The sequence below is a fragment of the Chitinophaga vietnamensis genome, from assembly GCF_902167635.1.
GTDB classification, from domain to species: domain Bacteria; phylum Bacteroidota; class Bacteroidia; order Chitinophagales; family Chitinophagaceae; genus Chitinophaga; species Chitinophaga vietnamensis.
This window is the reverse complement of record NZ_CABHMS010000010.1, coordinates 139,610-161,553: the sequence shown is the minus strand read 5'-3', so window position 1 is coordinate 161,553 and position 21,944 is coordinate 139,610. Positions and strand designations below refer to the sequence as shown.

21 protein-coding genes are annotated in these 21,944 nt (G+C 51.1%); 5 read left to right on the top strand and 16 right to left on the bottom strand.

From position 1 onward, the window contains the following. Window positions 1–56 precede the first annotated feature (56 nt). Window positions 57–320 carry a hypothetical protein gene (locus tag FPG75_RS23890; RefSeq protein WP_143310565.1) on the bottom strand — a complete coding sequence of 88 codons (264 nt, stop codon included), beginning with the start codon at window positions 318–320 and terminating at the stop codon, window positions 57–59. 324 nt (window positions 321–644) lie between these two features. Next, complete coding sequence (locus FPG75_RS23885) at window positions 645–1,589, bottom strand: endo-beta-N-acetylglucosaminidase H (RefSeq protein ID WP_143310564.1); 945 nt, start codon at window positions 1,587–1,589, stop codon at window positions 645–647. A gap of 179 nt (window positions 1,590–1,768) precedes the next feature. Between FPG75_RS23885 and FPG75_RS23880 the strand changes: the two genes are divergently transcribed. Beyond that, on the top strand, window positions 1,769–2,347 hold the full coding sequence (locus FPG75_RS23880; protein WP_143310563.1) for a Crp/Fnr family transcriptional regulator: 579 nt from the start codon (window positions 1,769–1,771) through the stop codon (window positions 2,345–2,347). A gap of 72 nt (window positions 2,348–2,419) precedes the next feature. After that, entirely contained in the window at window positions 2,420–2,851 is a 432-nt protein-coding gene (locus tag FPG75_RS23875; protein WP_143310562.1) for an ester cyclase, read from the top strand. Window positions 2,852–2,854: 3 nt separating this feature from the next. On the opposite strand, the gene FPG75_RS23870 is transcribed toward FPG75_RS23875, so the two are convergent. From FPG75_RS23870 to FPG75_RS23840, 7 genes are all read right to left on the bottom strand, one after another. Continuing rightward, on the bottom strand, window positions 2,855–3,805 hold the full coding sequence (locus tag FPG75_RS23870) for a glycoside hydrolase family 43 protein (protein ID WP_143310561.1): 951 nt from the start codon (window positions 3,803–3,805) through the stop codon (window positions 2,855–2,857). Between the two features lie 97 nt (window positions 3,806–3,902). Then, a complete protein-coding gene (locus tag FPG75_RS23865; protein ID WP_161596903.1) occupies window positions 3,903–4,544 on the bottom strand; it encodes an immunoglobulin-like domain-containing protein in 642 nt (213 codons plus the stop codon). Window positions 4,545–4,573: 29 nt separating this feature from the next. Next, a complete protein-coding gene (locus FPG75_RS23860) occupies window positions 4,574–6,019 on the bottom strand; it encodes a SusD/RagB family nutrient-binding outer membrane lipoprotein (protein WP_143310559.1) in 1,446 nt (481 codons plus the stop codon). 26 nt (window positions 6,020–6,045) lie between these two features. After that, window positions 6,046–9,240 carry a SusC/RagA family TonB-linked outer membrane protein gene (locus FPG75_RS23855; RefSeq protein ID WP_143310558.1) on the bottom strand — a complete coding sequence of 1,065 codons (3,195 nt, stop codon included), beginning with the start codon at window positions 9,238–9,240 and terminating at the stop codon, window positions 6,046–6,048. Window positions 9,241–9,403: 163 nt separating this feature from the next. Further along, complete coding sequence (locus FPG75_RS23850) at window positions 9,404–10,120, bottom strand: LytR/AlgR family response regulator transcription factor (RefSeq protein ID WP_143310557.1); 717 nt, start codon at window positions 10,118–10,120, stop codon at window positions 9,404–9,406. After that, on the bottom strand, window positions 10,107–11,168 hold the full coding sequence (locus FPG75_RS23845; protein ID WP_143310556.1) for a sensor histidine kinase: 1,062 nt from the start codon (window positions 11,166–11,168) through the stop codon (window positions 10,107–10,109). The genes FPG75_RS23850 and FPG75_RS23845 overlap by 14 nt, the downstream gene beginning before the upstream one ends. Window positions 11,169–11,312: 144 nt before the next feature. Beyond that, the gene (locus FPG75_RS23840; protein ID WP_143310555.1) at window positions 11,313–12,770 is read right to left on the bottom strand and encodes a hydrolase; all 1,458 of its coding nucleotides are present in this window, start codon (window positions 12,768–12,770) and stop codon (window positions 11,313–11,315) included. Between the two features lie 66 nt (window positions 12,771–12,836). On the opposite strand from FPG75_RS23840, the gene FPG75_RS23835 reads away from it, so the two are divergent. Next, a complete protein-coding gene (locus tag FPG75_RS23835; protein WP_143310554.1) occupies window positions 12,837–13,622 on the top strand; it encodes an acetolactate decarboxylase in 786 nt (261 codons plus the stop codon). 2 nt (window positions 13,623–13,624) lie between these two features. Here FPG75_RS23835 and FPG75_RS23830 read toward each other — a convergent pair whose 3' ends face one another. Together FPG75_RS23830 and FPG75_RS23825 are read right to left on the bottom strand one after the other, a co-directional pair. Continuing rightward, window positions 13,625–15,328: a Na+/H+ antiporter gene (locus FPG75_RS23830; RefSeq protein WP_236652887.1), complete on the bottom strand. Its 1,704-nt coding sequence runs from the start codon at window positions 15,326–15,328 to the stop codon at window positions 13,625–13,627. Between the two features lie 106 nt (window positions 15,329–15,434). Further along, window positions 15,435–16,451, bottom strand: coding sequence for an ATP-grasp domain-containing protein (locus tag FPG75_RS23825; protein ID WP_143310553.1), 1,017 nt, complete (start codon window positions 16,449–16,451; stop codon window positions 15,435–15,437). Between the two features lie 297 nt (window positions 16,452–16,748). On the opposite strand from FPG75_RS23825, the gene mgtE reads away from it, so the two are divergent. Next, a complete protein-coding gene (mgtE, locus tag FPG75_RS23820; RefSeq protein WP_143310552.1) occupies window positions 16,749–18,128 on the top strand; it encodes a magnesium transporter in 1,380 nt (459 codons plus the stop codon). An 86-nt stretch (window positions 18,129–18,214) separates the two neighbouring features. After that, the gene (locus FPG75_RS23815; protein ID WP_143310551.1) at window positions 18,215–19,021 is read left to right on the top strand and encodes an SDR family oxidoreductase; all 807 of its coding nucleotides are present in this window, start codon (window positions 18,215–18,217) and stop codon (window positions 19,019–19,021) included. 40 nt (window positions 19,022–19,061) lie between these two features. On the opposite strand, the gene FPG75_RS23810 is transcribed toward FPG75_RS23815, so the two are convergent. The 5 genes from FPG75_RS23810 to FPG75_RS23790 all read right to left on the bottom strand — a co-directional run bounded on the left by FPG75_RS23810 (window position 19,062) and on the right by FPG75_RS23790 (window position 21,916). Next, window positions 19,062–19,871, bottom strand: coding sequence for a class I SAM-dependent methyltransferase (locus FPG75_RS23810; protein ID WP_143310550.1), 810 nt, complete (start codon window positions 19,869–19,871; stop codon window positions 19,062–19,064). 25 nt (window positions 19,872–19,896) lie between these two features. Beyond that, complete coding sequence (locus FPG75_RS23805; protein WP_143310549.1) at window positions 19,897–20,205, bottom strand: DUF3817 domain-containing protein; 309 nt, start codon at window positions 20,203–20,205, stop codon at window positions 19,897–19,899. Window positions 20,206–20,207: 2 nt separating this feature from the next. Continuing rightward, on the bottom strand, window positions 20,208–20,672 hold the full coding sequence (locus FPG75_RS23800) for a hypothetical protein (protein WP_143310548.1): 465 nt from the start codon (window positions 20,670–20,672) through the stop codon (window positions 20,208–20,210). Between the two features lie 73 nt (window positions 20,673–20,745). Further along, window positions 20,746–21,333, bottom strand: coding sequence for a TetR/AcrR family transcriptional regulator (locus FPG75_RS23795; RefSeq protein WP_143310547.1), 588 nt, complete (start codon window positions 21,331–21,333; stop codon window positions 20,746–20,748). Window positions 21,334–21,625: 292 nt separating this feature from the next. Next, window positions 21,626–21,916, bottom strand: a complete 291-nt coding sequence (locus FPG75_RS23790) for a hypothetical protein (RefSeq protein WP_143310546.1) — start codon at window positions 21,914–21,916, stop codon at window positions 21,626–21,628. Window positions 21,917–21,944: the final 28 nt, after the last annotated feature.

The window sequence follows — 21,944 nt, the reverse complement described above, 5'->3', positions numbered from 1 at the left end:
GGGTGCATGTACCTGCATGCACCCGTTTAAGGATATTATCAGCATGGCGCTACAGCTCACCTGCCTGCGATGTATTGCTGTCTGATCGCATTCCATACTTGTTGTGCAATATAACCACCTTCCATTTCCGACAATTTCGGGGAGCAGACAAAGCCGTCGCCCTTGTCCATCAGTATCAGGTGATCGGGAAGCGCATGGTGGAACATTTCTTCGAGGTCATCATCCAGCAGGTAATACAGGGTGTGCCCATTGTATTCCGTTGCTTCCACCTGCAAGGCGTATGGGTGGCCGTTTACAGACAATTTTATTTCCTGGGCCATAACAGGTTTTTTAATAAAAAAAGCCACAAGGATCGCACCAGTTTGAAAATTTTCGGATTTATTGATTTTCGGATTTATTGATTTGATTGGAGATTGTCTTAACCAGGATTAAACGGATTTATAAGATTTTCCTGATTTAGCGCGAAGATCAAAGCGAAGAGCATTTAAGCAAAGAAGCCCTTGAAGCGCTCAAAGCGCTTCAAGGGCTGGAACCGCTTTGATCTTCGCGCTAAATCAGGAAAATCTTATAAATCCGTTTAATCCTGGTTCAGACAATCTCCAATCAAATCAATAAATCCGAAAATCAATAAATCCCAAAATTTCTCACGGTGTGTAGGTTACCTTGCTGCCGTATAGTATCTGCGATACGCCGGAGAAGTAAGTGGCTTTATTGGTGCTGGTGAGGTTGTACCAGAGATAAACGCCATATCCGTTGTTTTTTGTTTGTGTAGCCAGTGAATTGGCGGTGGTTTGGCTGGTGCTCTGGATATCTACTGCCGCGGGCGCCAGGTTGCTCTTGGGCAGGCCGGCTACATTGGGTACGGAGTAAGAGCCATAGATGGCATTCCAGCTGTAGTTGATCAGGTTGCCCACCTGCGTGCCGTTCCAGCTGGTGCGGGATGCGGCCGGGCCATAGTAGTAGAAAGAGATGAGCTTGCCGGGCATCAGCTTGCGCAGCTCATCCACCAGCATCACAAAAGAGCTGTCGTTCGGCTGTGGGAGGCCATTGTTGCCATAATCAGCATATTCATCGTCGAAGTCGATACCATCGAGGTTGTAATAGCTGGCGGTATCGGCGAGTTGCTGCGCAAAGGCTCTGGCAGCGGTCCTGCTGGTGAAGTTGCAGAAGCCGGCGCCCTGGTGGTTGCCCAGGATGGAAAGCATGACCTTCATACCCTTGTTCTGCAAAGGCACGATCTGTGTAGCGCGGTTCACCAGCACATTGCTTACGTTAGGGTTGTTGTACAATACCGCCTGCTGGGTAGTAGTATTGTAATTAATGTTAGCAGCGAAGATGATCGCAATATCGAACAACTGCTGGCCGCCGGTAGTCAGCGTGTATTTGCCGGTGTTCAATAAGCTGTTACTGTTCACTTCTACATAACAAACGGATTTACCGCCTGCCTTGGTAACGGATTCGGTGCTTACATTTCGTTTATCCGTTGGCGTAGTTTCCTTGTCTGTTTTGTTACAGGCTGCCATCGATAATAGAAATGAAATGGGAAGTGCCAGCAGGAATGCCTGCCGAACGTGGACAGATTGCTTCATAAACGGGTTTTTGAGTTTAATAATAACATGGACTCCCTGCCGTCATTAACAGGGAACGGGTTACATCCTGGGTTAATGATAAATGCCTGCCTGGGTATAAAAACGTACTATCGTTGCTCAATAAATTTAAATAATTATTTCAGTATTGCCGGGCAAAATGATTTATTATCTTTACCATCATGAGCCATGCCCCCGGAACCCTTATCCACCACATCATGCAGGTAATGACATTGCCAGCGCCCGCGCTGGACCTCTTTGTGAGCGCAGCGCACACCGCTACGCTTAAAAAAGGTGCGATGCTGCTGGTAGAAGGTAATCGATGCCGCGACATCTGGTATATCGAATCAGGCGCCTGCAAAGTTTTTCATCTGAAGGGCGGCAAAGAGATCAATACCAATTTCTATTTCGAAAATACTTTCTTCACCAACCTCGCCAGTCTGCGCGGACAAACGCCTTCTCTCTATAATATTCAAACGATAGCACCCAGCGTGATATGGCGATGGCAGGAAGATGACCTGCGCCGCATCTATCAGCAATCGCCGGAGATCGTGGCGTTTGGCAAGCTATGGCTGGAACAGATGCTCATGGCGCAGGAGGCGCAAGCCCACTGGCTTCAGGTACATACGCCGGAAGAGCGCTACCAATTGTTACTGGAAAATCATCCCGAACTACTACAGCGGGTATCCCTCACCCAGCTCAGCTCCTACATCGGCATCTCCCGGGAAACCCTCAGCCGCATCCGGAAAAAAAGACAATAAATTTTTGTGACGTTTGACGCAGGTCGTGCATAAGGCCAGGGCATACTTTTGCCTTACTAAAATTTTAAACTTATGAACACGACGGCAAACAAAGCACTGGTACGCCAGTTTATGCAACAGGTATGGAACGAGTCCGACACCAGCCGGCTGGAAACCTTTCTGCATCCGGCTTTCAGGGATCATTCCCTGCCCGCTCCTCTCCCGCCCGACGCCGACGGGCTGCGGCAATGGGTAGCGATCAACAAGTCCTCTTTCCGGTCAAATACCGAAATCGTTGATGCGGTGGCCGAAGCGGATAAGGTGATCCTGAAAATAAAAATGATACTGGAACATACCGGCATCTGGCGCGGCATCCCCGCTACCGGCAAAACCGTAAGCACCGTAGGTTACCGCAGCTTCCGCCTGGAAGATGGCCGCATTGCAGAACATTGGGCACTGATAGATGGCAACGCACTGGAACAGGCGCTGCGTGGTGAAAGTCATGGTTGCAAGATAGCAGAATAGCCATCATTTGAGGGCCTGTGCAGCCACCCCTTCAAAGGTGATCTTCACAGGTTTTATCTTTCCATCTTCATCAAAATATAGCTTGTCTATGCAGGTAACGCGGTGATTCGCATCGGTTTCGCCAAGCGGCCGGCGATGATATACAATGTACCACCGGTCCTTGCCAGGCAGCTGTATCACAGAGTGGTGGCCGGCTCCAGTGGCTACGGTGCTGTCTTGTTGCAGAATGGTGCCAATACGTTCAAAAGGACCGGTAGCCTTATCAGCGATCGCGTAGGCCACGCGGTAGTGGGGGCCGCCCCAGCCGCCTTCCGACCACATGAAATAATATTTGCCCTTGCGGGTGAATAGCACCGGTCCTTCTACATATCCTTTGGGCGTGATCTCCTTCATCGTAGCGGGCAGGATGCCGGTGAAATCATCTTTCAGCTGCACGATATTACAATGTCCCCAACCGCCATAGATCATATACCAGGCGCCATCTTTATCGTGGAACACAAATTGGTCGATCGGCTGCGCGCCGTTCTCGATGCGGTCCAGCAGCGGCTTGCCCAGCAGGTCGCGGTAAGGCCCCTGCGGCCGATCGCTCACCGCCACGCCGATACCACCAGTTTCGCCATTGTGTTGTATATCATTGGCGGAGAAGAAAAGAAAATACTGCTGCCCCTTTTTTACGATGGCTGGCGCCCACATGGCGCGGTGCGCCCATTTCACCGCAGCGGTATCGATGATACGCGGATGCTTTTGCCAATGTATGAGATCGGGAGAAGAAAAAGCGTCGAGGAATACCTGCTCGTTATAAGGTGCGGAATAGGTAGGATAGATCCAGTATTGCTTATCGAAAACGGCGGCTTCAGGATCTGCATACCAGCCCTGGAATACAGGATTACCAGACGTTTGCGCCGATACGGTGGTGCTGCCCATTAACAATATCGCGAGCAGGAAATTTCTCATACCTGGAATATTTTTACCAGCACAAGATAATACCTGCAAGATAAAATACAAGGCCAGATATATAAATATCCAGGCCGTCAAGATATTGGTAGTTTAGTCAATTCTTTACAAACGTGCGCACGCTCGCGCCGAAGTTAGGGTTGATCACCTGCCACTTCAGCGTGATGGTAGCGCCATTGCGAATAATAACGGGGCCGGCTATACTAAGATCGCCGATAGGGGTAGACTGTGTAGGACCCTGAAAATTGTTAAGGTCCGTGAAGCCTATATAGAACGGGAATATAAAAGCAGGATTGTTGGGCACTCCGCCTACATTGTCTACTTTATAAGCCCCGGTGCCAACTTTGGTGATGTTTACCACTGCGCCGTTGGGAACGCGGTGATAGGTGCCGCTGATATCATCGCTGGCAGGCACGGTGGTGGCCAGCACCAGGCGCGAAGCATAGGTGCGGTAACCATAGGCATTTTTGGCGATGAAATTCACGGAGTAAAAACCGGCCTGGCTGAGATCTACGTTGTTGGCGTAGGGCGTCAGCTGCGTGCTTTGGCCGGTAAGACTATCATACGCCACGGCGCCGGGGTCCGTGTAAGTGCCGCCCACGCCTGACGAGAGCAGCGGCGCGCCATTGAGGGTGATCACCGGGTACACCGGCGTCACGATGCGGGTCACTACATTATCCGTTTTCTTGCAGGAAGAGAATAACCATGCTGTAGCCAATAAGATATAAAGCATCTTCATAAGATGGAGAGATTTTATGTGAACAGAGATCAAAGCGCCCACCATACTTTGTCGTATATGTTGTGTTGCGGCGGCGTTTTCGGATTGCGGGTAGTTTCGGATCCAGGATACAGAAAGATGCCCGGAAAGCGCTGCCCGATGATGGAAGCCTGTGAGATAACGAAGAAAGAAGGATAGCCGGTACGACGCCATTCTGTCCAGCTCTCAATGCATTGGTTACCGCACATGGCCGCCCATTTCTGCGTGATGATGGCTTCCACCTGCGCCTCTGTGGTACCACTAACGGGAAAGGCTACACTGGGCTGCGCCATATAGGCATCGCCGCCGGCGATACCATAAGCCGCAAAGCTGTTGGCGATGCCCGCTTTGTACAGGGCGGCTGCATCGCCTGTGAGCCAGCCGCGTACCACAGCTTCCGCCTGCAGGAATCTCGACTCATAATCGGAGATCAGGATCACCGGTGCAGATGCGGAAGCGGGGTTGTTGGCATTACCACCCGTTTTGGCCGAAGGGATACTGATAGGTCCCTGTCCGGCAGTACCGAAACTGCCCTGCGGGATGCCTATGAAGTTGCCACCAGGCAAAGGATCGTAAAAGGCGCGAATACGCGGATCATTATGCGAGGAAAAGAAGTTAATAGTGGTACTGCTGGCCACCAGGTTCTGCACCTTATTCAGTACAGAGCCTGCAATAGCGCCATAGAGCGGGTTTTGCTGGCCGCCGGTAGCATTGAACTGCTGCCCGGCCGTTTCGCCATCCTGCAGAAAATCTTTGCCCGCCAGGCTTTTCACAATCGCCATCGCCCGCGCTGGATCTTTCTTCGCCAAGCGCAAGCCTATCTTCAGTTTCAGCGTATTGGCAAAACGTAGCCACTTGCCCATATCTCCCTGATAGATCAGGTCATCATTGCCCGGCGCATTGGGATCATTAGGATTGATAAGCACTACAGCGGAATCGATCAGCTTCACCAAACCATCATAGATATCAGATTGCTTGTCGTAAGCTGGCGTAAGATTGGCCGTGCCTTGCAAAGCCTGTGAAAATGGAATATCTCCCCACAGATCTGTCGACAACTGAAACGTATATGCTTTCAGGATAGAAGCAATGGCAATATATTGCAGGCGGTTGCCGGCTTTGCCCTTGTCGATCACCTGCTGCATATCTTCGAGCGCATCGGAATTGAGGGTGGCCCATACATTCCCGAAACTGCCGGCATCCGGCACGTACTGGTCCAGCGGACGGTATTGGGAAGAAGAGGGATTCTGGGTCCAGTACTGGCTCCATATGCCGCCATCGATCGTGAGGGTATTGCCCAGTGCATAAGACAGCTCCCCCTGCGCTGATGGCAGCAGGTACGAGATGGGCACATCGGCAGCATTATTAGGATCAGCGTTGATGTCGAGGAATTTCTTGCAGCCGGCAAACAGCAAGGTTCCCGTGAACAGCAATGCAATGATGCGTAAGGTCGTTTTCATCTGGTAAAAATATTTTTATGAGCAAATCATAATGTAGCAGTCACCTTGATACCATAGTTGCGCAAAGACAGGTTCGAAAGGAATTCGTATCCCTGTACATTGGAAGCGCCCTGCGCATTGATCTCCGGATCGGCAAACTTGTTGGACGATGGCGTCCAGATGAAGAGGTTGTTGCCATAGAGCGTCAGGCTCAATCCCGTGAAACCCAGGCGCCGCGTGGTATTGAGGGGCAGGCTATATTGCAGCGACGCCTCGCGGAATTTGATATAAGACGCATCTGTGAGAAATGCCGACGATGGCGCAACGGAAGTCCAGTAAGTGTAAGGATGGAACTTCACACTGGTATTGGGCACGTACTTCCCGTTTTCTTCATACACCGAATTAGGCCATACATAATCTTTGCGGTCGTTGTACGCGGTTTCTTCGGTATATCCGCCAAAAGAGATCAGGCTTTTGGTATTGGAATAGAACATGCCTCCCTGCTTGGTATCGAAGAGCAGGCGCATATTGAAGCCTTTCCAGGAAATATTGGCGCCTAATGAAGCCATATAATCCGGCAGGTAAGTGCCATAGTAATTGGTGGCATTGTTCACTGGCAGACCTGTGTTTTTGTCTACCACCACCTTGCCTGTAGCCGGGTCTGTCACAAAGCCCTGCCCGTAGAACACGCCATAAGTTTTGCCTACCGCAGCTACCTGCGTCATGGTGGTGATAGCTGAAATACCGGTACTGATGGCGATCTGGTCGAGCCCCGGCGAAATGCTGATCACTTTATTATTCACTTTATTGAAAGTGCCGAACACTTCTATTTTAAGGCCATAGCTGGTATTCACCGGGATGCCGCGCAGGCTTATTTCTACGCCCTTGTTACGCATCTCCCCGGTGTTGATGATAGCAGAGGTATAACCCGTGGCGGGCGCAATCGGCACACGCACGATCTGGTTGGTAGATTTAGTAGTATAATAGGAAACATCCAGCCCGAGGCGGTCGTTGAAGAAGGAAAGCTCCGTACCTACTTCCAGCGACTGCGTAAATTCCGGTTTGATATGAGGATTGCCGATCCGGTCATTGCGGGTGAAACCCGGCACCAGCGCACCATTGCTGGTGAGTGGAAAAGTAAGCGACCCGAAGTCAACCGTCAGATTGGTTTGGGAAAAATTGGTCGACAAAAGATAGGGATCAGCATCGGCGCCCACTTTGGCGAAACCGGCGCGCACCTTACCGAAACTGAGCACATGTCCTGCGGCCTTGTCTTTCAATAGCTCCGTGAAAACAAAGGCGCCATTCACACTGGAATAAAAGTAAGAGTTGTTATCGACCGGCAAGGTGGAAGAGATATCATTACGCCCGGTGAAACCGAGGAACAACATGCTCTTGTAATCGAAGTCCGCAGCGCCATAGAAGCCATACAACCTTTTATTGTACAATAAATTCGTACTGTTCAGCGGGCCATTGGAATTGGTGAAGCTGTAGAACCCGGGAATATTAAGGCCGCCGGTAGTATTGGTGCTGGTCATGGTACGGGTACGTTTTTCCATACGTACGTTGTTACCCGCCAGCAGCTTCATGTTGAGGGCTTTCGCCAGCTCATGTGTCCAGGTAATGATCACATCGTGATTGATCTGGCTGTAGTTGATCAGGTCTTCTGAATAGCGGCCGTTATCCGTCCAGTTATTACCGGCATAGAAAGGATCGGCGGGCACATAATTGTATTTCGCGCCCCTTTCATAACGGCGGTCGGAGTAGATATCCGCACCGATACGTTCTGTGATATCCAGTTCTGTAATGGGTTTATACGACAGGGAGAAATCGCCCGTGATGCGATCCACCGCATTGTTGTTCGTATAATTCTGCAAGAGAAAATAGGGGTTCTTTGAATAGGCGCCGTAGTAGCCGTAATACTGCGTACCATCGGGGCCGGTGAAGGTGCCGTTATAGGGATTGCTAAGGTCTTTGAAACTAATGATTGAAATATCCCTCGGCTGCTGGAACACCGAAGAATATACGGAGTTGGATTGCCCGCCCAGCGGCAGTTTACCGGAAAGGTTGGAATAGGCTATGGTAGCGCTGCTGGAGAACTTCTCGGAAAATTCGGAAGTGCCGCTGAGGCGCACGTTATACTTGTTGAAATTAGTTCCCGGTACTACGCCTTTGTTATTGAGCGCTGCGATGGACAGGAAGTAGGTAGATTTATCCGTTCCTCCTGTTATGGAAATATTGTTGTTCCAGGTCTGGCCATGGTCAAAGAAATCCCGCACATTGTTGGGTATCGCTTCATATTTTTTCAGCTGTTGTTTGCCATTGATGATCTGTCCGAAAGGCCGTTCTTTTCCGTCGAAAGGCTCGCCCCAGCTGAAGTTTTCCCGCCTGTCGTCTACGATGGCGTCCAGGTTGCCTTCACCGAACTTGTTCTGAAAGGTAGGCAGTTTCAGGATGTTGGACAGCTGGTAACTGCTGGTAACGTTGATCTGTGCGCGGCTGTTCTTTTTTCCTTTTTTGGTGGTGATGAGAATAGCGCCGTTGGAAGCGATGCTGCCGTACAATGCAGCAGCGGCGGGGCCTTTGAGCACGGTCACGCTTTCAATTTCAGCGGGATTGAGGTCATTGCCACGGTTGCCATAATCTACCTGGTCGTTGAGGAAGTCGGTGTTACGCATGTTGTCGTTGCTCACAGGCACGCCATCGATGATGAATACGGGCTGATTATTGCCGGAGAACGAGGTGGGGCCGCGCAATACAATGCGTGAAGAAGATCCTGGCGCATATCCCGAAGTGATATTGAGGCCGGCCACCTTTCCCTGCAAGGCATTGATAGGACTGACGTTTTCGCCTATCTCGCTGCTGGTGATAGTGGATACGGCATAGCCAAGACTTCTTTTTTCTTTCCTGATGCCCTGGCTGGTAACAATGATTTCGGTGAGGGCGGTTTCCGAAGTGGCGAGTACAATGTTATACTCGCTGCTGTTGTCGACCCGCCGGGTTTGTGTAGCGAATCCAACGGAGGTTATTTCCAGTATAGCGCCGGGACTGGCTTTCAGGCTGAAACGCCCCTGGGCGTCTGTTTGTGTGCCGGTACTGGTATTTTGTATGCGAACAGTGGCGCCGGGGATGGGTTGTTGATTGTCTTTGGCGGTCACTCTTCCGGTGATGGTCTGCTGTGCAACGCCAAGCAGCGGCAATAGCAGTAACATCAAAAACAGGGTGTAGCATTGCGATTTCATCAGGCAAGATTTTGGTCTGTGCCTGTGAAATTAATCTACCCGCGCTTGCGGCCGCCGGCGGATCAACGAAGAACAGCGCTATAGCTACACACGGCCATCAAGGGGCATACGGGAGGTTTTCGTAGATGCATATACGTTGTTCGTACGCAGCAAACAGCAGGGACTAATACGGCGGCGGAGCCAATACGCTTAATACCAGCTCTTTATAACTTCTGCCGATAGGGATCGACTTGTTACTGATCTCCACATCCGTTGCCGTAAATGCATCGATCTTGTCTTTCGCAATGATAAACGAGCGGTGTATGCGCAGGAAATTATTGCGCGCCAGCAGCTCCTCAATCTCTCCCAGCGGGAATTTGGTAAGAATGGTCTTGTCTTTCGTGGTGATACTGATGTATTCTTTCAGGCTTTCTATATATAATATCTCATCTAAAAACACTTTCACTTTTTTCTTGCTCACATTAAAAAAGAGATAGGGCCTTTCGGCAATGGGTCGCATCATTTCTACCGGCTCCTGCCGCATCAGCGGCTGCCGCAATTTGTTCACCGCCATCAGGAAACGGCTGAACTCTATAGGTTTCAGCAGGTAATCCACTACGTTGTACTCATAGCCTTGCAAGGCATATTCCTGGTAAGCGGTGGTGATGATGATCTGTGGCGGTTGTTTGAGGGAGCGGATAAAAGCGAGCCCTTTGAGTTTAGGGAGATGGATATCAAGAAAGATCAGGTCGATGGGCTCCTGTTGCAACATCTCCATGGCATAGATGGCATCGGCGCATACGCCTTTGAAATGCAGGAAGGGTACCTGCCGGATATAGTCGCTGAGCATTTCAGCGGCCAGTGGCTCATCTTCTACGATGATACAACTATATTTTTGCATGACTGTTGAGATTGATGTGCAGGTGAACTTTGAACACACTGGCTTCATTGTCTACCTGTAGATGATAGTCCTTGTACATCAGTTCCAGTTGACGCCTTACATTCCCCAGGCCAATATTATCGGTAATGGCGCCCGGCGTACCATTCTCTTTGGTGTTTTCCACCCTGAAGTTAAGCTGTCCGGTCTTCAATTGCAGCGCGATATGGATAAATGATTCAAAACGGGTTTCGCTCACGCCATGTTTAAAGGCATTTTCGATGAAAGGCAGCAGCAGCAAGGGCGCGATGAGCTGTTGCCCGTTATCCACCTGCTTTTCAAAGGTGATAGTGAGGCGTTCATTGTAGCGGATACGTTCCAGTTCCAGGCAGTCGTTCAGCATTTTGATCTCTTCTGCAATAGGGATCAGGTCTTTACGGGATTCATAGAGCATGAAACGCAGCAGCTTGGAGAGCTTCATCACAATTTCGGGCGTATTGTCCGATTTCTTCCTGGCCAGCGCATAAATATTATTGAGTGTATTGAACAGGAAATGCGGATTGATCTGGTTACGCAGGAATTTCAATTCTGTTTCCAGTTTTTCTTTTACCAGCAGCTTCTCCTTCTCTTCCTTCTGCACCTGCACCCGCAACAGTTTGAGCATGGCGGCGATACCGGCTACAAAGCCCACATCCATCACGGTGAGCAACAAACGGCTCGTTTCAAGCAAGGGATACACCGGGAGTGTTCCCTTATACAACACCGGGATGATGAAATAATTGGAGATCACGCGGTTCAGCAGCACCGCCACCAGGAAGGCTGCCAGCGCCTCTGTACCGATACGCCAGAAATTACGCGGGTACGTCAATGCCTGCTTTACTGTTACCTCTAACAGAAAATACGTAAATAACAACTTGGGAAGCAGGATGCACAAGGTCGTTTCCACCGATACCCAGACCTGCTGCTCGGGCGTAAAACCCCGTAACGATGGCACAATCCACTTGTATTCCAGCAAAGTGTCCTGCAACAGGTATACGACCCAGAAAAGAATATGTAACAGCGCTCGCCTCATGCAACTCAAAAATCGTAAAAAAGAAAAGAACACAAAGAAAAAAATTACCGATAACCGGTAAAGAAGGCCAAACAGCAGCTTAACAAATATTAAGGGCTTTCCCACGGCCGGGTGGCCGTGGGAAAGCCCTTAATATTTGTTAAGCTATTGAAGCTTCGCCAGCCAGTAGGAAGCGTTCATGAACAAAGCTGTATGGCTGTAAGTGCTCCAGCTTACATACAGGTTGTTGCCCGGCGCGCCGGTACCATCGTCCATGGGAGAGCTGTCGGTTACTACGTATACGCGGCCAGCGCCAAAGGTAGAAGAAGCGCTCATCAGGTGCGTATAGCCCTGAGCGTAGCCGTTCTGCCAGATGAGGCCCTGCACGGTGGCATTCACGCTGGGATCGATAGTAATGGTGGCCCCATTATGAAAATCCAGCTGTGACACCGAGCCCTGTGATCCGTTGAGGATAGGATTGCTGCTGCTGTTGGTGAGCACATTGCTGCTCAATTCCGTGATATTGGTGAGATCAATGCTGAAACCAAACGGGTTCGCCTGTACGCTGTTGTTGGTCATCAGGTCGTTCCAGATAACAGGCGAATCGTAGCCGTCGTTGTTACGGTCGCTGATAGTATGATCAGAGATCATGAACAGGCCGCCGCCGTGGCTTACGAAATTGAGGATCGCCGTTTTCTCTGCTGCGGTGAACAGGATGTTCGGTTCATCCACTACAAATACATCGTAGTTGGAAAGGTCCTGCGGATTGGAAGCATTGCCATAGGTGATGGCGCCGCCGGCAGGCAGCGTTTCTACGGTGTGGCCGCCTTTCACCAGCGCGATGCCCCAGCTGGAAAGTGCGCCGGTCCAGTAAGTTTCAGGGGTACTGGCGGTAACCATTGATTGTGCCGGCGTGGGGAAACGTTGCGGAATGTTGTTGTCTTCATCGATCACCCAATCCGCATTACCGGCGGTTTCTGCTTTGGTGGCGTCGAAGAGGAAACGTTTGCCCTTGGCGCCGCCGCCAGGATTGGTAACCGTGTCGGTGCCATTGTTGTACACAACGAAATCATCAAAATTGATGCGGTTGGAAGTGCCATCTGTTTTACGGATCTCGAAGCGGATATTACCTGCCTGGTTGATCGTAAAGGTAGCGGTCTGGAAGGTGCTGCTGCTGGTGGTGATGGTGCCGCCAGCCTGCGAGTAGCTGCTGCCGCCGTTGGTGCTGTACCACAGCTGCCAGGTGCTGTTGCCATCGGAACCGAATTTCGCATGCTGTACGGTCACGGTAGATGCGCCGTTGGCATTGTCGAAATTCATGGTCAGCTTGCCGCTGTTACGCACGCGGGCCGACTGCGTACCGTTTTTCACATCGGTGGCGAGGTTGCCCAGCAAGGCGTCTGTGAAAGTCCAGGAGCCGCTGCTCAGGTTCACCGTACCTGTTGCATAAGCGCCTTTGGTGCCGGTGTCGAAATTTTCTGATACCCCGATAGTAGATTCGGTTGCTACTTTTTGCTGCTGTGAGGACGGGTTAACAGCAGGCGCCTGCTCTTTGCTACAGGACGCAAAAACCAGCATGCTGGCCACTGCCAGCAGGAAGTTGGTGCTCGACAAAATTTTCATAGAAGTGATTTAAATTTAAACTAAAAATTACCCCTTTTTAGGATATCATTGTATTAACTTTAAGTTATGAAGAAATCCCTGTTTTATATACTGATCGTCATCGCGCTATCTCCGCTTTTATCATCTGCCCAACAAAAAAATAAAGGTGGCACCTTCTTCCAGACCGGCGTGGCCAGCGGCTTTATCGGCGGCCTTTACGACGGATGGTACCCTAACCGCGAACTGAAAAAACATGGGGATTTCGGGCTCGGCGCACCCGATAAACTCGATGGGGAAATGCTGATGCTCAAAGGAAAAATATACCAGACGCGCGCTGACGGACATACTTCTGTGATGACAGACGACGCCAGCACTTCACTGGCCCTCGTCACTTTCTTTCATGCACAAAAAATTTTCCGGCTGCCGCATGCGATGGATAAACAAACATTCTATCATTATCTCGACAGTCTCCTCTCCAATCCCAACGCTATCTATGCCATTCATATATATGGCTCCTTCGACAGCGCCACCACCAGGGCTTTTCCGCCGCCGCCCCTGCCCTACAGGCCACTGGCGGAGTTATTGCCACTGCAACATTTCTTCCACTATCAGCACATCAATGGCGACCTCGTAGGATATCGCCTGCCTCTCTACCTGGAATCACTCAGCATCCATGGTTATCATTTTCATTTTCTTTCTGCTGATAAAAATAATGGCGGACATATCATTGACCTGGGCGTAAAAGATGTGACGATCGAGATCGCAGAACTGCCGCACTTTGCCATGACACTCCCTGACAGCAAGGGTTTCCGCGAATTCAATTTCGGGAAAGACCGGAAAGCAGAACTGAAGAGCGTGGAAAATGGCAAGTGATCTCAATGCTCCTCACTTGCGCCGAGTATGTCCTGCAGGCGCTCTTCGTCCATATCGATGCGCACCTCGTGCTGGCGTATCACTTCATCATCGTAGTTGATATCTTTGCGAAGTACGTTTAGCCGTTCCCGTTGTAAATGGATCATCTCTTTTGCAATACGTAAATATGCCGCCGCCGGTCCACTGGAGAGATTGGTAAGGGGCTCGTCGCCCTGTAATTGTTCTATTTCATTTTTCAGGTGCAGTAGCTTGTTACGCAGGATGGGATTATGTTCCAGCTCATCGGGATATTTTTGTTCCAATGCTGCAACGGCCTGCGACAACAGGTCCACATGCAGCTCAATCCGCTGTAAGGACGGCGACTTGCGGTGATCAGGGTCTTCTACGTTCAGCCACTTCACCAAAGCCGGCAGCGAAAACCCCTGTACCACCAGCGTAATCAATATCACTACAAAAGTGATGAACAGAATAAGGTTGCGATGCGGAAAGGCTTCCCCCGATTTGGTGAGCAGCGGGATCGCCAATGCAGAAGCCAGCGACACCACCCCTCTCATGCCCGCCCAGCTTGCGATCAACGACGTGCGGAAACCAGGCCGCCTGTCTTCTACATAAATGAAATGCCCCGCCACCCAGGTGAAGGCCGTCGTGGCCATACTGCTCAGCAACCGCACCAGTATCACCACCGCCGTGATCACCAGCGCATAACCCAAAGCCTGCGTTACGGAGTATTCTTTCAACCCCTCCATCACCACCGGTAATTCCAGTCCGATCATGAGGAACACCAGTCCGTTGAGGACAAAGATAACGGCAGACCATACCGCCGTGCCATGCAAGCGGGCCGTATTGGAGAAGAATTTATGATTGTGGTAAGACAGGAACATGCCACCCGCCACTACGGCCATCACACCGGAACTGTGTATCTGCTCCGCGCTCAGGTACATGAGATAAGGCGCAACAAAAGATAATACAATGGAGATATTCGACGACATCGGCACCCACCTGAATATCGCAAAGAACAATAGCCCGAAAAGCAATCCCACAGCGATACCCGCTATGCTTACATAAAAAAAGCTCAGGGTGGCCTGCTGCCATGCAAAGCTGTTATCCAGCACCGCAGCCAATGCAAAACGGAAGATGATCAAACTGGCCGCGTCATTCACAAGGCTCTCGCCTTCCAGCACAGATATTATCCGCTTGGGAATGCGCACGCCTTTCAGCACAGAAGTAGCGGCCACCGCATCCGGCGGCGAAATGATCGCACCCAGCAAAAAGCCCAGCGACAAAGTAATCCCCGGTATCATCCAGTGCGATACCAGCGCCACCGCCGAAGACGTGATCAGCACAAAGCCGAAAGCCAGCATCAATATAATTCTGCGCCAGCGCCAGAACTCTTTCCAGGAAGTAAACCAGGCCGCCTCAAAAAGAATAGGCGGTAACAGTATCAGGAACACAAGATCAGGATTGATACGTATAGACGGTACGCCCGGCACAAAACTGGCGGCCAGTCCGCCCAGCACCAGGAAAATAGGTGTGGAGATACGCAGGCGCTGCGCCAGTATCACCAGGAAGGCTACGCCGGTGATCAGGGATAGTACTAATAACAAAGTCTCATGCATCAGGAGCTGGTTGAATGGTTTAATACGTGTATGCGTTGCCGTTAATAACGGTTCCGCCCCTACGGGGCGGAAGGTTTTCATCACCGGCATTGCTACCAATATGCCGCCCTACGGGGCGATGTATTATCAATCTCCCGTCCCGTAGGGACGATATATTGGTAGGGGCTAAGATATAAAACTCCCTGCATATCCTGCACTAGCCGGCGGCCACCAATGCTTCTACCATGAAGTACTGGGGAATATACGGGCTGGCATGCCATTGCAGCTGCCGGTCCCAGTAGCCGGGGCAGTTATCGAGCACTTTGGTGAAGCCATAACTCATTTCCACGATCAGCGGTTCTTTTTTTTCGTTGAAGATAAAATCGAGGGCGAGGCTTTGGGTTTTCATTTTCTCTGCAAGGCGGAAAGCGATCTGCAAACAACGTTCATCGCAGAGGGCTTTATCGTAGCCAAAGAGACCGCTCCCCGATGCGCGGAAATCGCCCTCCCGGTTGTAACGCCTGATGGCGCTGGCTTTGCCATCCACTACATTGACGCGGGTATCATAAGTGTTGCCGGGAAGGAAATCCTGGAAATAAACATAGCCTCTTTCGCGGCCACGCATTTTTTCAAACCTGGAAGGCACAATGGTGCGCGCCAGGCCACCGCAGAAGTCTTTGAAGGCTTGCAGACTTTTATCGCGCCGCAGGCGCCACCAGAGGTCCTGGATACGGTTGGCATGACTGTTAGCCGGAAAGCCGCGGCCAAAGGCCCTGTTGATAAGACGGCCAGCATGCCGCGCATTTTTCACCAATATCACATTGGAAGATCCGGCGCCGCCACGCAGCTTGAACACTTTCGGGAAAGTGGTGCGGGCCGCCCACTGGCGCGCCTCCTGTGGATCATAGAATACGTAGGAGGGCACGAGCGGCGCGCCCAGGGCTTCCAGCAAATACTTCTGCCCTACCTTGTCGTCGAAATGCCAGCAGGTGCGGGCATCGGGAAATACGCGCTTGCCCATCGCCTCCAGTGAATAGATCAGCTGCCGCGCAAACAATACCGCCTTGGGATCAGCGTGATGCCAATGCCACATCAGGGCATCGCAATCCGCCAGCTGTGAAATGATGTCGGTATGATAACAGTTAACTTTCGTATAGTCTATACCGTTAGATTCGCAATAAGCAATCCAGCGATCGCTGAATGAGCCGGGGGTGTGATGAATCGCAATTTTCATTGTCTGGTCTTTCGGTTAACAGGATGACACGACGAATTAGCCTCGTTGGCAGGTCGCTCCAGGGTGAAAAAATAATGATAAAATAATGCTACACACTATAAGGGGCTTGACATAGATAGTAATGGCCTCGAGAGGGAGAAGAACGGGCGGCAGCAACCAAGAGAGGTGTTTAACAAACATTTCTGCCTTACCCGGCCCCGATAAAACAAACACTATACCAACTTGATCCTTTCTTACTAAATTAGCCTACATTTGCACGCTCGAAATTAATATCAACACCAATAACAGGGCTCAACAATGGAGGCTAAAATCAAACAGGAACTGTTAGCACTGATAGAGAAAAGAGAGCTGTACGCCATCAAAAATATCCTGAAAGAAAGCCACCCCAGCGATCTTGCAGAATTGTTTGATGACATTCAGCCGGAAGACAGTGCCCTGCTGTTCCGCATCCTGCCAAGGGAGCTGGCGCATGAAACCTTCGAATACCTGGATATCAAGATCCAGAAAGAACTGCTCCGGTCGCTCGGACACGAGAAAGTAGCAGAAGTGCTCAACGATATGTCCGACGATGACCGTACCACGCTGTTCGAAGAACTTCCCGCACCCGTTGTACAACAGCTGCTGGAGCTGCTGACCGACAAAGAACGCCAGATCGCCAACACCCTGCTGGGCTACTCGCAGGACAGCGTAGGCCGCATGATGACAACTGAATACCTGCGCACACGGGAATACTGGCCCGTGAGCAAAGCCCTGGACCATATACGCCGCTATGCCTATAAAGTTGATAACGTAGATGTGATCTTCGTAGTCGGCGCCGATAAAAAACTCAAAGACGCCATCAAGATCAAAGACCTGCTGATGGCCAGTCCGGAACAAACCGTAAAATCACTGATGCGCGAAGACCTCATCTGCCTCAATGCCCACGACGACCGGGCCTTTGCGGTAGACATCTTCAAACAATACGATAAAACCACCCTGCCGGTAGTAGATTCCCATAACCACCTGCTGGGCGTAGTAACAGTGGATGATGTGCTGGATGTGGTGGTAGAAGAAGATACAGAAGATATACAGAAATTCGGTGGTCTGGAAGCCCTCAACTACCCTTACCTCACCACTGTTTCTTTTGAACTGATCCGCAAACGCGCCGGCTGGCTCGTGATCCTCTTCCTCAGCGAGATGCTGACCGCTTCTGCCATGACGCATTTCCAGTACGAACTGGAAAAGGCCATCGTGCTTAATCTTTTTGTACCCCTGATCATTTCCAGCGGCGGCAACTCCGGCTCGCAGGCCGCCACCCTCGTGATCAGGGCGCTGGCGCTGAATGAAATCGGTATCCGCGACTGGTGGAAGGTGGTACAGAAAGAAGTGATTTCCGGCGTTATACTGGGCGTGATACTCGGCACGCTGGGCTTTGTGCGCATCAGTTTGTGGGCCAGCCTCTTCCCCGGCATCTATGGCACGCACTGGCTGCTGGTAGCTACCACCGTAGGTGTAGCGCTCATCGGCATTGTGCTCTGGGGCACGCTTTCCGGCTCCATGCTGCCCATTGTGCTGAAGCGTCTCGGATTTGACCCCGCCACCTCTTCTGCGCCATTTGTGGCGACGCTGGTGGATGTTACGGGGCTCATCATCTACTTTACCATCGCCGCTATTATTCTTAAAGGAACATTACTATAATTGCATCTCCGCGCCCATCCGCCCTTCCGGCGGTGAATCGCAAAAATCAATAAATCCAGAAATCAATAAATCCGAAAATCCATCACATGCCTAATAAAGTCATTCTTATCACCGGCGCTTCTGCCGGACTGGGGAACGCCCTCGCCACTTACTTGTCTGGCAAGGGTTTCACGGTATATGGCGTTTCCAGGAATATACAACGGGAAGGTCATAACTTCCATGCTTTAAAGATGGATGTTAGTGATGAAGCCAGCATCCGGCAGGCGGTGGATACTATTATCCGCGAGCAGGGCCGCATCGATGTGCTGATCAACAATGCAGGACTGGGATTTGCCGGTCCGGTGGAATACTTGTCTGTAGCCGATCTCGCGCGTGTGCTCGATACCAATGTGCTGGGCGTGCTGCGCCTGGTGCAGGCCGTGCTGCCACAGATGCGGCAGCAGCGTTCCGGCAAGATCATCAACATCAGCTCCATCGCCTCGGAGAACGGACTGCCCTATCGTGCCGGCTATAGCGCCAGCAAAGCGGCGCTGGACCGCCTTACCGAAGCATTGCGGACAGAGCTGGTGCCCTTTGGCGTACAAGCCTGCTATGTGCAGCCAGGCGGCATCGTCACCGATATCAATGCCAACCGCGTACTGGCAACGCTGCCGGCAGGTTCGCCCTACCAGGATAGCTGGGAGAAATGTATGACGGTGGTCAATAACAGCGTGAGCAAAGGCCTGCCCACTTCCAGGTTCGGGCCTGCCATTGAGAAGATCATACTGTCGCCGGTGCTGAAGCGCTGCTACCGCATTGGCAAGCCATTGGAGAAATTATCCGTACTGCTGAAGAAAATACTACCTGCACGGACCTACGAAAATATGGTCCGCAATCATTTTAATATGAATTAAGGGAGATGATCACCGCGGGTATGTAGTACCGGCGGTGATTTTATCCGAATGTAGCATGTGTTGCTACAACATGTAGCCGCATGCTTTGCGCCGTATCCCTGATCCATTGGGCATATGCCGCGATGGCCGCCTGCCGCTCCTCTTCTGTGATATATCCATCCTGCACCAATTGCACCCCTCTTGTTTCCGCCACTTTCTGCCAGATACCGATATGCGTTTCAAATCCGGGCATGCCCTTTTCAACATATTCGTGTTGAGGCGTCACGGTTACGGTGCTGGCATGTAAGCGATGGAACAGGTCCGCTACATGATCCCCGATGGCATTGTCCATATGCGCATCTGCGCGCCATTTCAGGAAGGCGTCGTAAAAGTGTTGCATAGCGGCGGGCGCCTGCGGTTGCCATTCCAGCAGGAGATGATTATAATCCAGCACGCAGATGACGCCCCCGGGCCGGAGCAGGGTGATCAGCCGCTGTAGCACCTGTTCCGGTGCTTCGATCCATTGCAGGGTGCGCGCGATGGTGATCACATCAAAAGTGCGGCCGGGCTGGAAGTCCAGCACATCGGCCACAGCAAAAGACAGGTTAGTTGCCGGGCCGGATAGTTCCTGTGCCAGTTGGATCAACTCGGCGCTTCTGTCGATTCCCATTACAAAGCCCTGTGCGCCCACATAAGGCACAATGCCGCGTGTGATGGCGCCGGAGCCGCAGCCCACGTCCAGCACGGATTGGCCGGGTTGCAATACGGCCAGCAGGTTGGCATTGGAATTTTCCAGTGTGCGCGTTTCCAGTACGGCCACGGCGCCGGAAGGCATGGCCGCGCGTTGATAGGCATCTGTTGTCTTCTTCATATGAGAAAGATAATCGTTCTTTCTCTTATTTGGAAGTCAGCTTGCTCAAAATGTGATGGTCGATATAAAACGTACCAAATGGTATGATGCAGGCCAGCAGCACCTTGCCGGTGGTAGCTGCTTTCCAGCGCTGCGCCACGCTTACGCTGAAAGTGTTGATCACAAACAGGAGGAACAAAGCGCCGTGAACGGGCCCCAGCAGGCGTGTCACCGCAGGATCATGGGCCAGGTATTTCATCGGCACGGCTATAAATACCAGCGCCAGCAGGGAAATACCTTCCAGGAGCGCCAGCAACCGCAGGCGCCCGATGTTAGTATTGAAGAACTGTTTCATCGTTAGAATGTTCTGAGATAAGGCCGGTGCGCAAACGGCGAAAACGGCCATGGCACTGCAATCAGGATGATCAGCAAAGCGATCGCATACCATAGCAGCATTTTACTGAAACGGGTATGATCATCTGTGCTGCGCTGACTCACACCTGCGCCGGTACTGATCACGCCTACGGCGGCAATCATCAGCAAGGCATGTATGCATCCGAAAAAGAGTGTACCCGTGTCCGTTATAGCCGCTTTAAAGTGCATGAGAAAGTAACGGCTTACGGGGCTTACAAAGTACAGCACCATGCCGATCGTAAATTGCAGCTGTGCAAAGTTCACGGCCATCTGCCGGGCAGTGGCATCTGTTTTGGTGAACGGGCGCCGCTGGCTGTATCCGCGGAAAGCCCTGATGATGGCATAGATCAGGCTGATCAACACCAGCCATCGGCATACAGAATGCAGGAACAAAAGAACGGCATACATATCCGGCTGAATTATTTCCAGACAAAGGTAGATAAAAAAACATACCAATTGGTATGTTTTTGAAGAAAAAAAATTATCGCAGTGATTGCAGGTAGGTTTTCAATTCCTTGAGGTAATTGTTGTAACAACTCTTGCCATATATCTTACCGAGGTTACGGATGCCGCCATAGCCGGACATAATAAAGAATGCGGTTTGTTGCACAGATACATCTTTCCTGATCTGCCCTGCGGCCTTGCCTTTCTTCAACGCTTTTTCTATGGCCTCCTGCCATTGCAGCACGAGGGTGGTCAGCGCATCGTGGAAAGGTTTGTTCAACGGCGCCATCTCATCAATCAGGTTAATGGCCGGGCAACCATACTTCACTTCAAAACGGGGGTCCAGCAGCAGGTTTCTCATCATCGTATAAATCTCTTTCACGGGATCGGCGGCCTCCAGCAAAGGCGCTACCATCGCGTGATACATGCCAGGGTACATTACATCCCGGATCATGGCCAGCCCCATCTCTTCCTTATTGGCAAAGTGGTAAAAGAAAGCCCCCTTCGTTACCTTCGTGGTAGCAATGATATCATCGATACTGGTAGCCTGGTAACCTTGCCCGTAGATCAATCCAAAAGCCTTCTCCAAAATAGCCAGCCTTGTTGATTCTGCCTTCTTAGACATAACATACTAATTGGTATCTTACAAAAGTAAGATATATTACCTACGTAGTTGTACGGATTTTTATCATACTGTGGTTTCTACTTAGAAAAAACAGCGCGAGGCTTATTACATTTGTGCCACATCGTACATTAGTGTGTGTTGGTAGCAACACTTTGCTCAATATCCCCAAATCAACAGAAGGTCGCCCGAAAGGCGGCCTTCTTTGATTTACGGATTTTTTGATTTACGGATTTTTTGATTGGTGAAAACTCCGCACCAATCAATAAATCCGAAAATCCCTAAATCCGTAAATTCAAACATTCAAAAATCTCCCCACCAGCTGCTGCCATTCTTCTTCCAATGTAAGGGCAGGCTTCTTTTCGGCGGCACGGTCGTACCAGTAGCCGGCATTCCACTCGTCGCCTTCTACGCGGTGCAGGTAGGCATGTACCCGGGCGGCTTCCCGGCCAGGTAAACTATCTACCAGGTCATGCGCCTTTTTCCAGTCGCCCTTTTTATCATACCACAATGATTGCAGGAAAACGGAGCTGCCTTCCGGCGGCTGCGCCGCAGCCAGCGAGGCCATAAATGTATCCAGGTTCATATGTTTACTTTATCGTTAACAAGTTATA

Excerpts from the sequence above, each read along its gene's own strand:
- FPG75_RS23795 (WP_143310547.1), bottom strand. The coding sequence starts at position 21,333 with ATGTCTAAGAAGGCAGAATCAACAAGGCTGGCTATTTTGGAGAAGGCT.
- FPG75_RS23855 (WP_143310558.1), bottom strand. The coding sequence starts at position 9,240 with ATGAAATCGCAATGCTACACCCTGTTTTTGATGTTACTGCTATTGCCG.
- FPG75_RS23875 (WP_143310562.1), top strand. The coding sequence starts at position 2,420 with ATGAACACGACGGCAAACAAAGCACTGGTACGCCAGTTTATGCAACAG.
- FPG75_RS23840 (WP_143310555.1), bottom strand. The coding sequence starts at position 12,770 with ATGAAAATTTTGTCGAGCACCAACTTCCTGCTGGCAGTGGCCAGCATG.
- FPG75_RS23850 (WP_143310557.1), bottom strand. The coding sequence starts at position 10,120 with ATGCAAAAATATAGTTGTATCATCGTAGAAGATGAGCCACTGGCCGCT.
- FPG75_RS23890 (WP_143310565.1), bottom strand. The coding sequence starts at position 320 with ATGGCCCAGGAAATAAAATTGTCTGTAAACGGCCACCCATACGCCTTG.
- FPG75_RS23800 (WP_143310548.1), bottom strand. The coding sequence starts at position 20,672 with ATGTATGCCGTTCTTTTGTTCCTGCATTCTGTATGCCGATGGCTGGTG.
- FPG75_RS23880 (WP_143310563.1), top strand. The coding sequence starts at position 1,769 with ATGAGCCATGCCCCCGGAACCCTTATCCACCACATCATGCAGGTAATG.
- FPG75_RS23860 (WP_143310559.1), bottom strand. The coding sequence starts at position 6,019 with ATGAAAACGACCTTACGCATCATTGCATTGCTGTTCACGGGAACCTTG.
- FPG75_RS23845 (WP_143310556.1), bottom strand. The coding sequence starts at position 11,168 with ATGAGGCGAGCGCTGTTACATATTCTTTTCTGGGTCGTATACCTGTTG.
- FPG75_RS23870 (WP_143310561.1), bottom strand. The coding sequence starts at position 3,805 with ATGAGAAATTTCCTGCTCGCGATATTGTTAATGGGCAGCACCACCGTA.
- FPG75_RS23885 (WP_143310564.1), bottom strand. The coding sequence starts at position 1,589 with ATGAAGCAATCTGTCCACGTTCGGCAGGCATTCCTGCTGGCACTTCCC.
- FPG75_RS23810 (WP_143310550.1), bottom strand. The coding sequence starts at position 19,871 with ATGAAGAAGACAACAGATGCCTATCAACGCGCGGCCATGCCTTCCGGC.
- FPG75_RS23865 (WP_161596903.1), bottom strand. The coding sequence starts at position 4,544 with ATGAAGATGCTTTATATCTTATTGGCTACAGCATGGTTATTCTCTTCC.
- FPG75_RS23805 (WP_143310549.1), bottom strand. The coding sequence starts at position 20,205 with ATGAAACAGTTCTTCAATACTAACATCGGGCGCCTGCGGTTGCTGGCG.
- FPG75_RS23825 (WP_143310553.1), bottom strand. The coding sequence starts at position 16,451 with ATGAAAATTGCGATTCATCACACCCCCGGCTCATTCAGCGATCGCTGG.
- mgtE (WP_143310552.1), top strand. The coding sequence starts at position 16,749 with ATGGAGGCTAAAATCAAACAGGAACTGTTAGCACTGATAGAGAAAAGA.
- FPG75_RS23790 (WP_143310546.1), bottom strand. The coding sequence starts at position 21,916 with ATGAACCTGGATACATTTATGGCCTCGCTGGCTGCGGCGCAGCCGCCG.
- FPG75_RS23830 (WP_236652887.1), bottom strand. The coding sequence starts at position 15,328 with ATGCCGGTGATGAAAACCTTCCGCCCCGTAGGGGCGGAACCGTTATTA.
- FPG75_RS23815 (WP_143310551.1), top strand. The coding sequence starts at position 18,215 with ATGCCTAATAAAGTCATTCTTATCACCGGCGCTTCTGCCGGACTGGGG.
- FPG75_RS23835 (WP_143310554.1), top strand. The coding sequence starts at position 12,837 with ATGAAGAAATCCCTGTTTTATATACTGATCGTCATCGCGCTATCTCCG.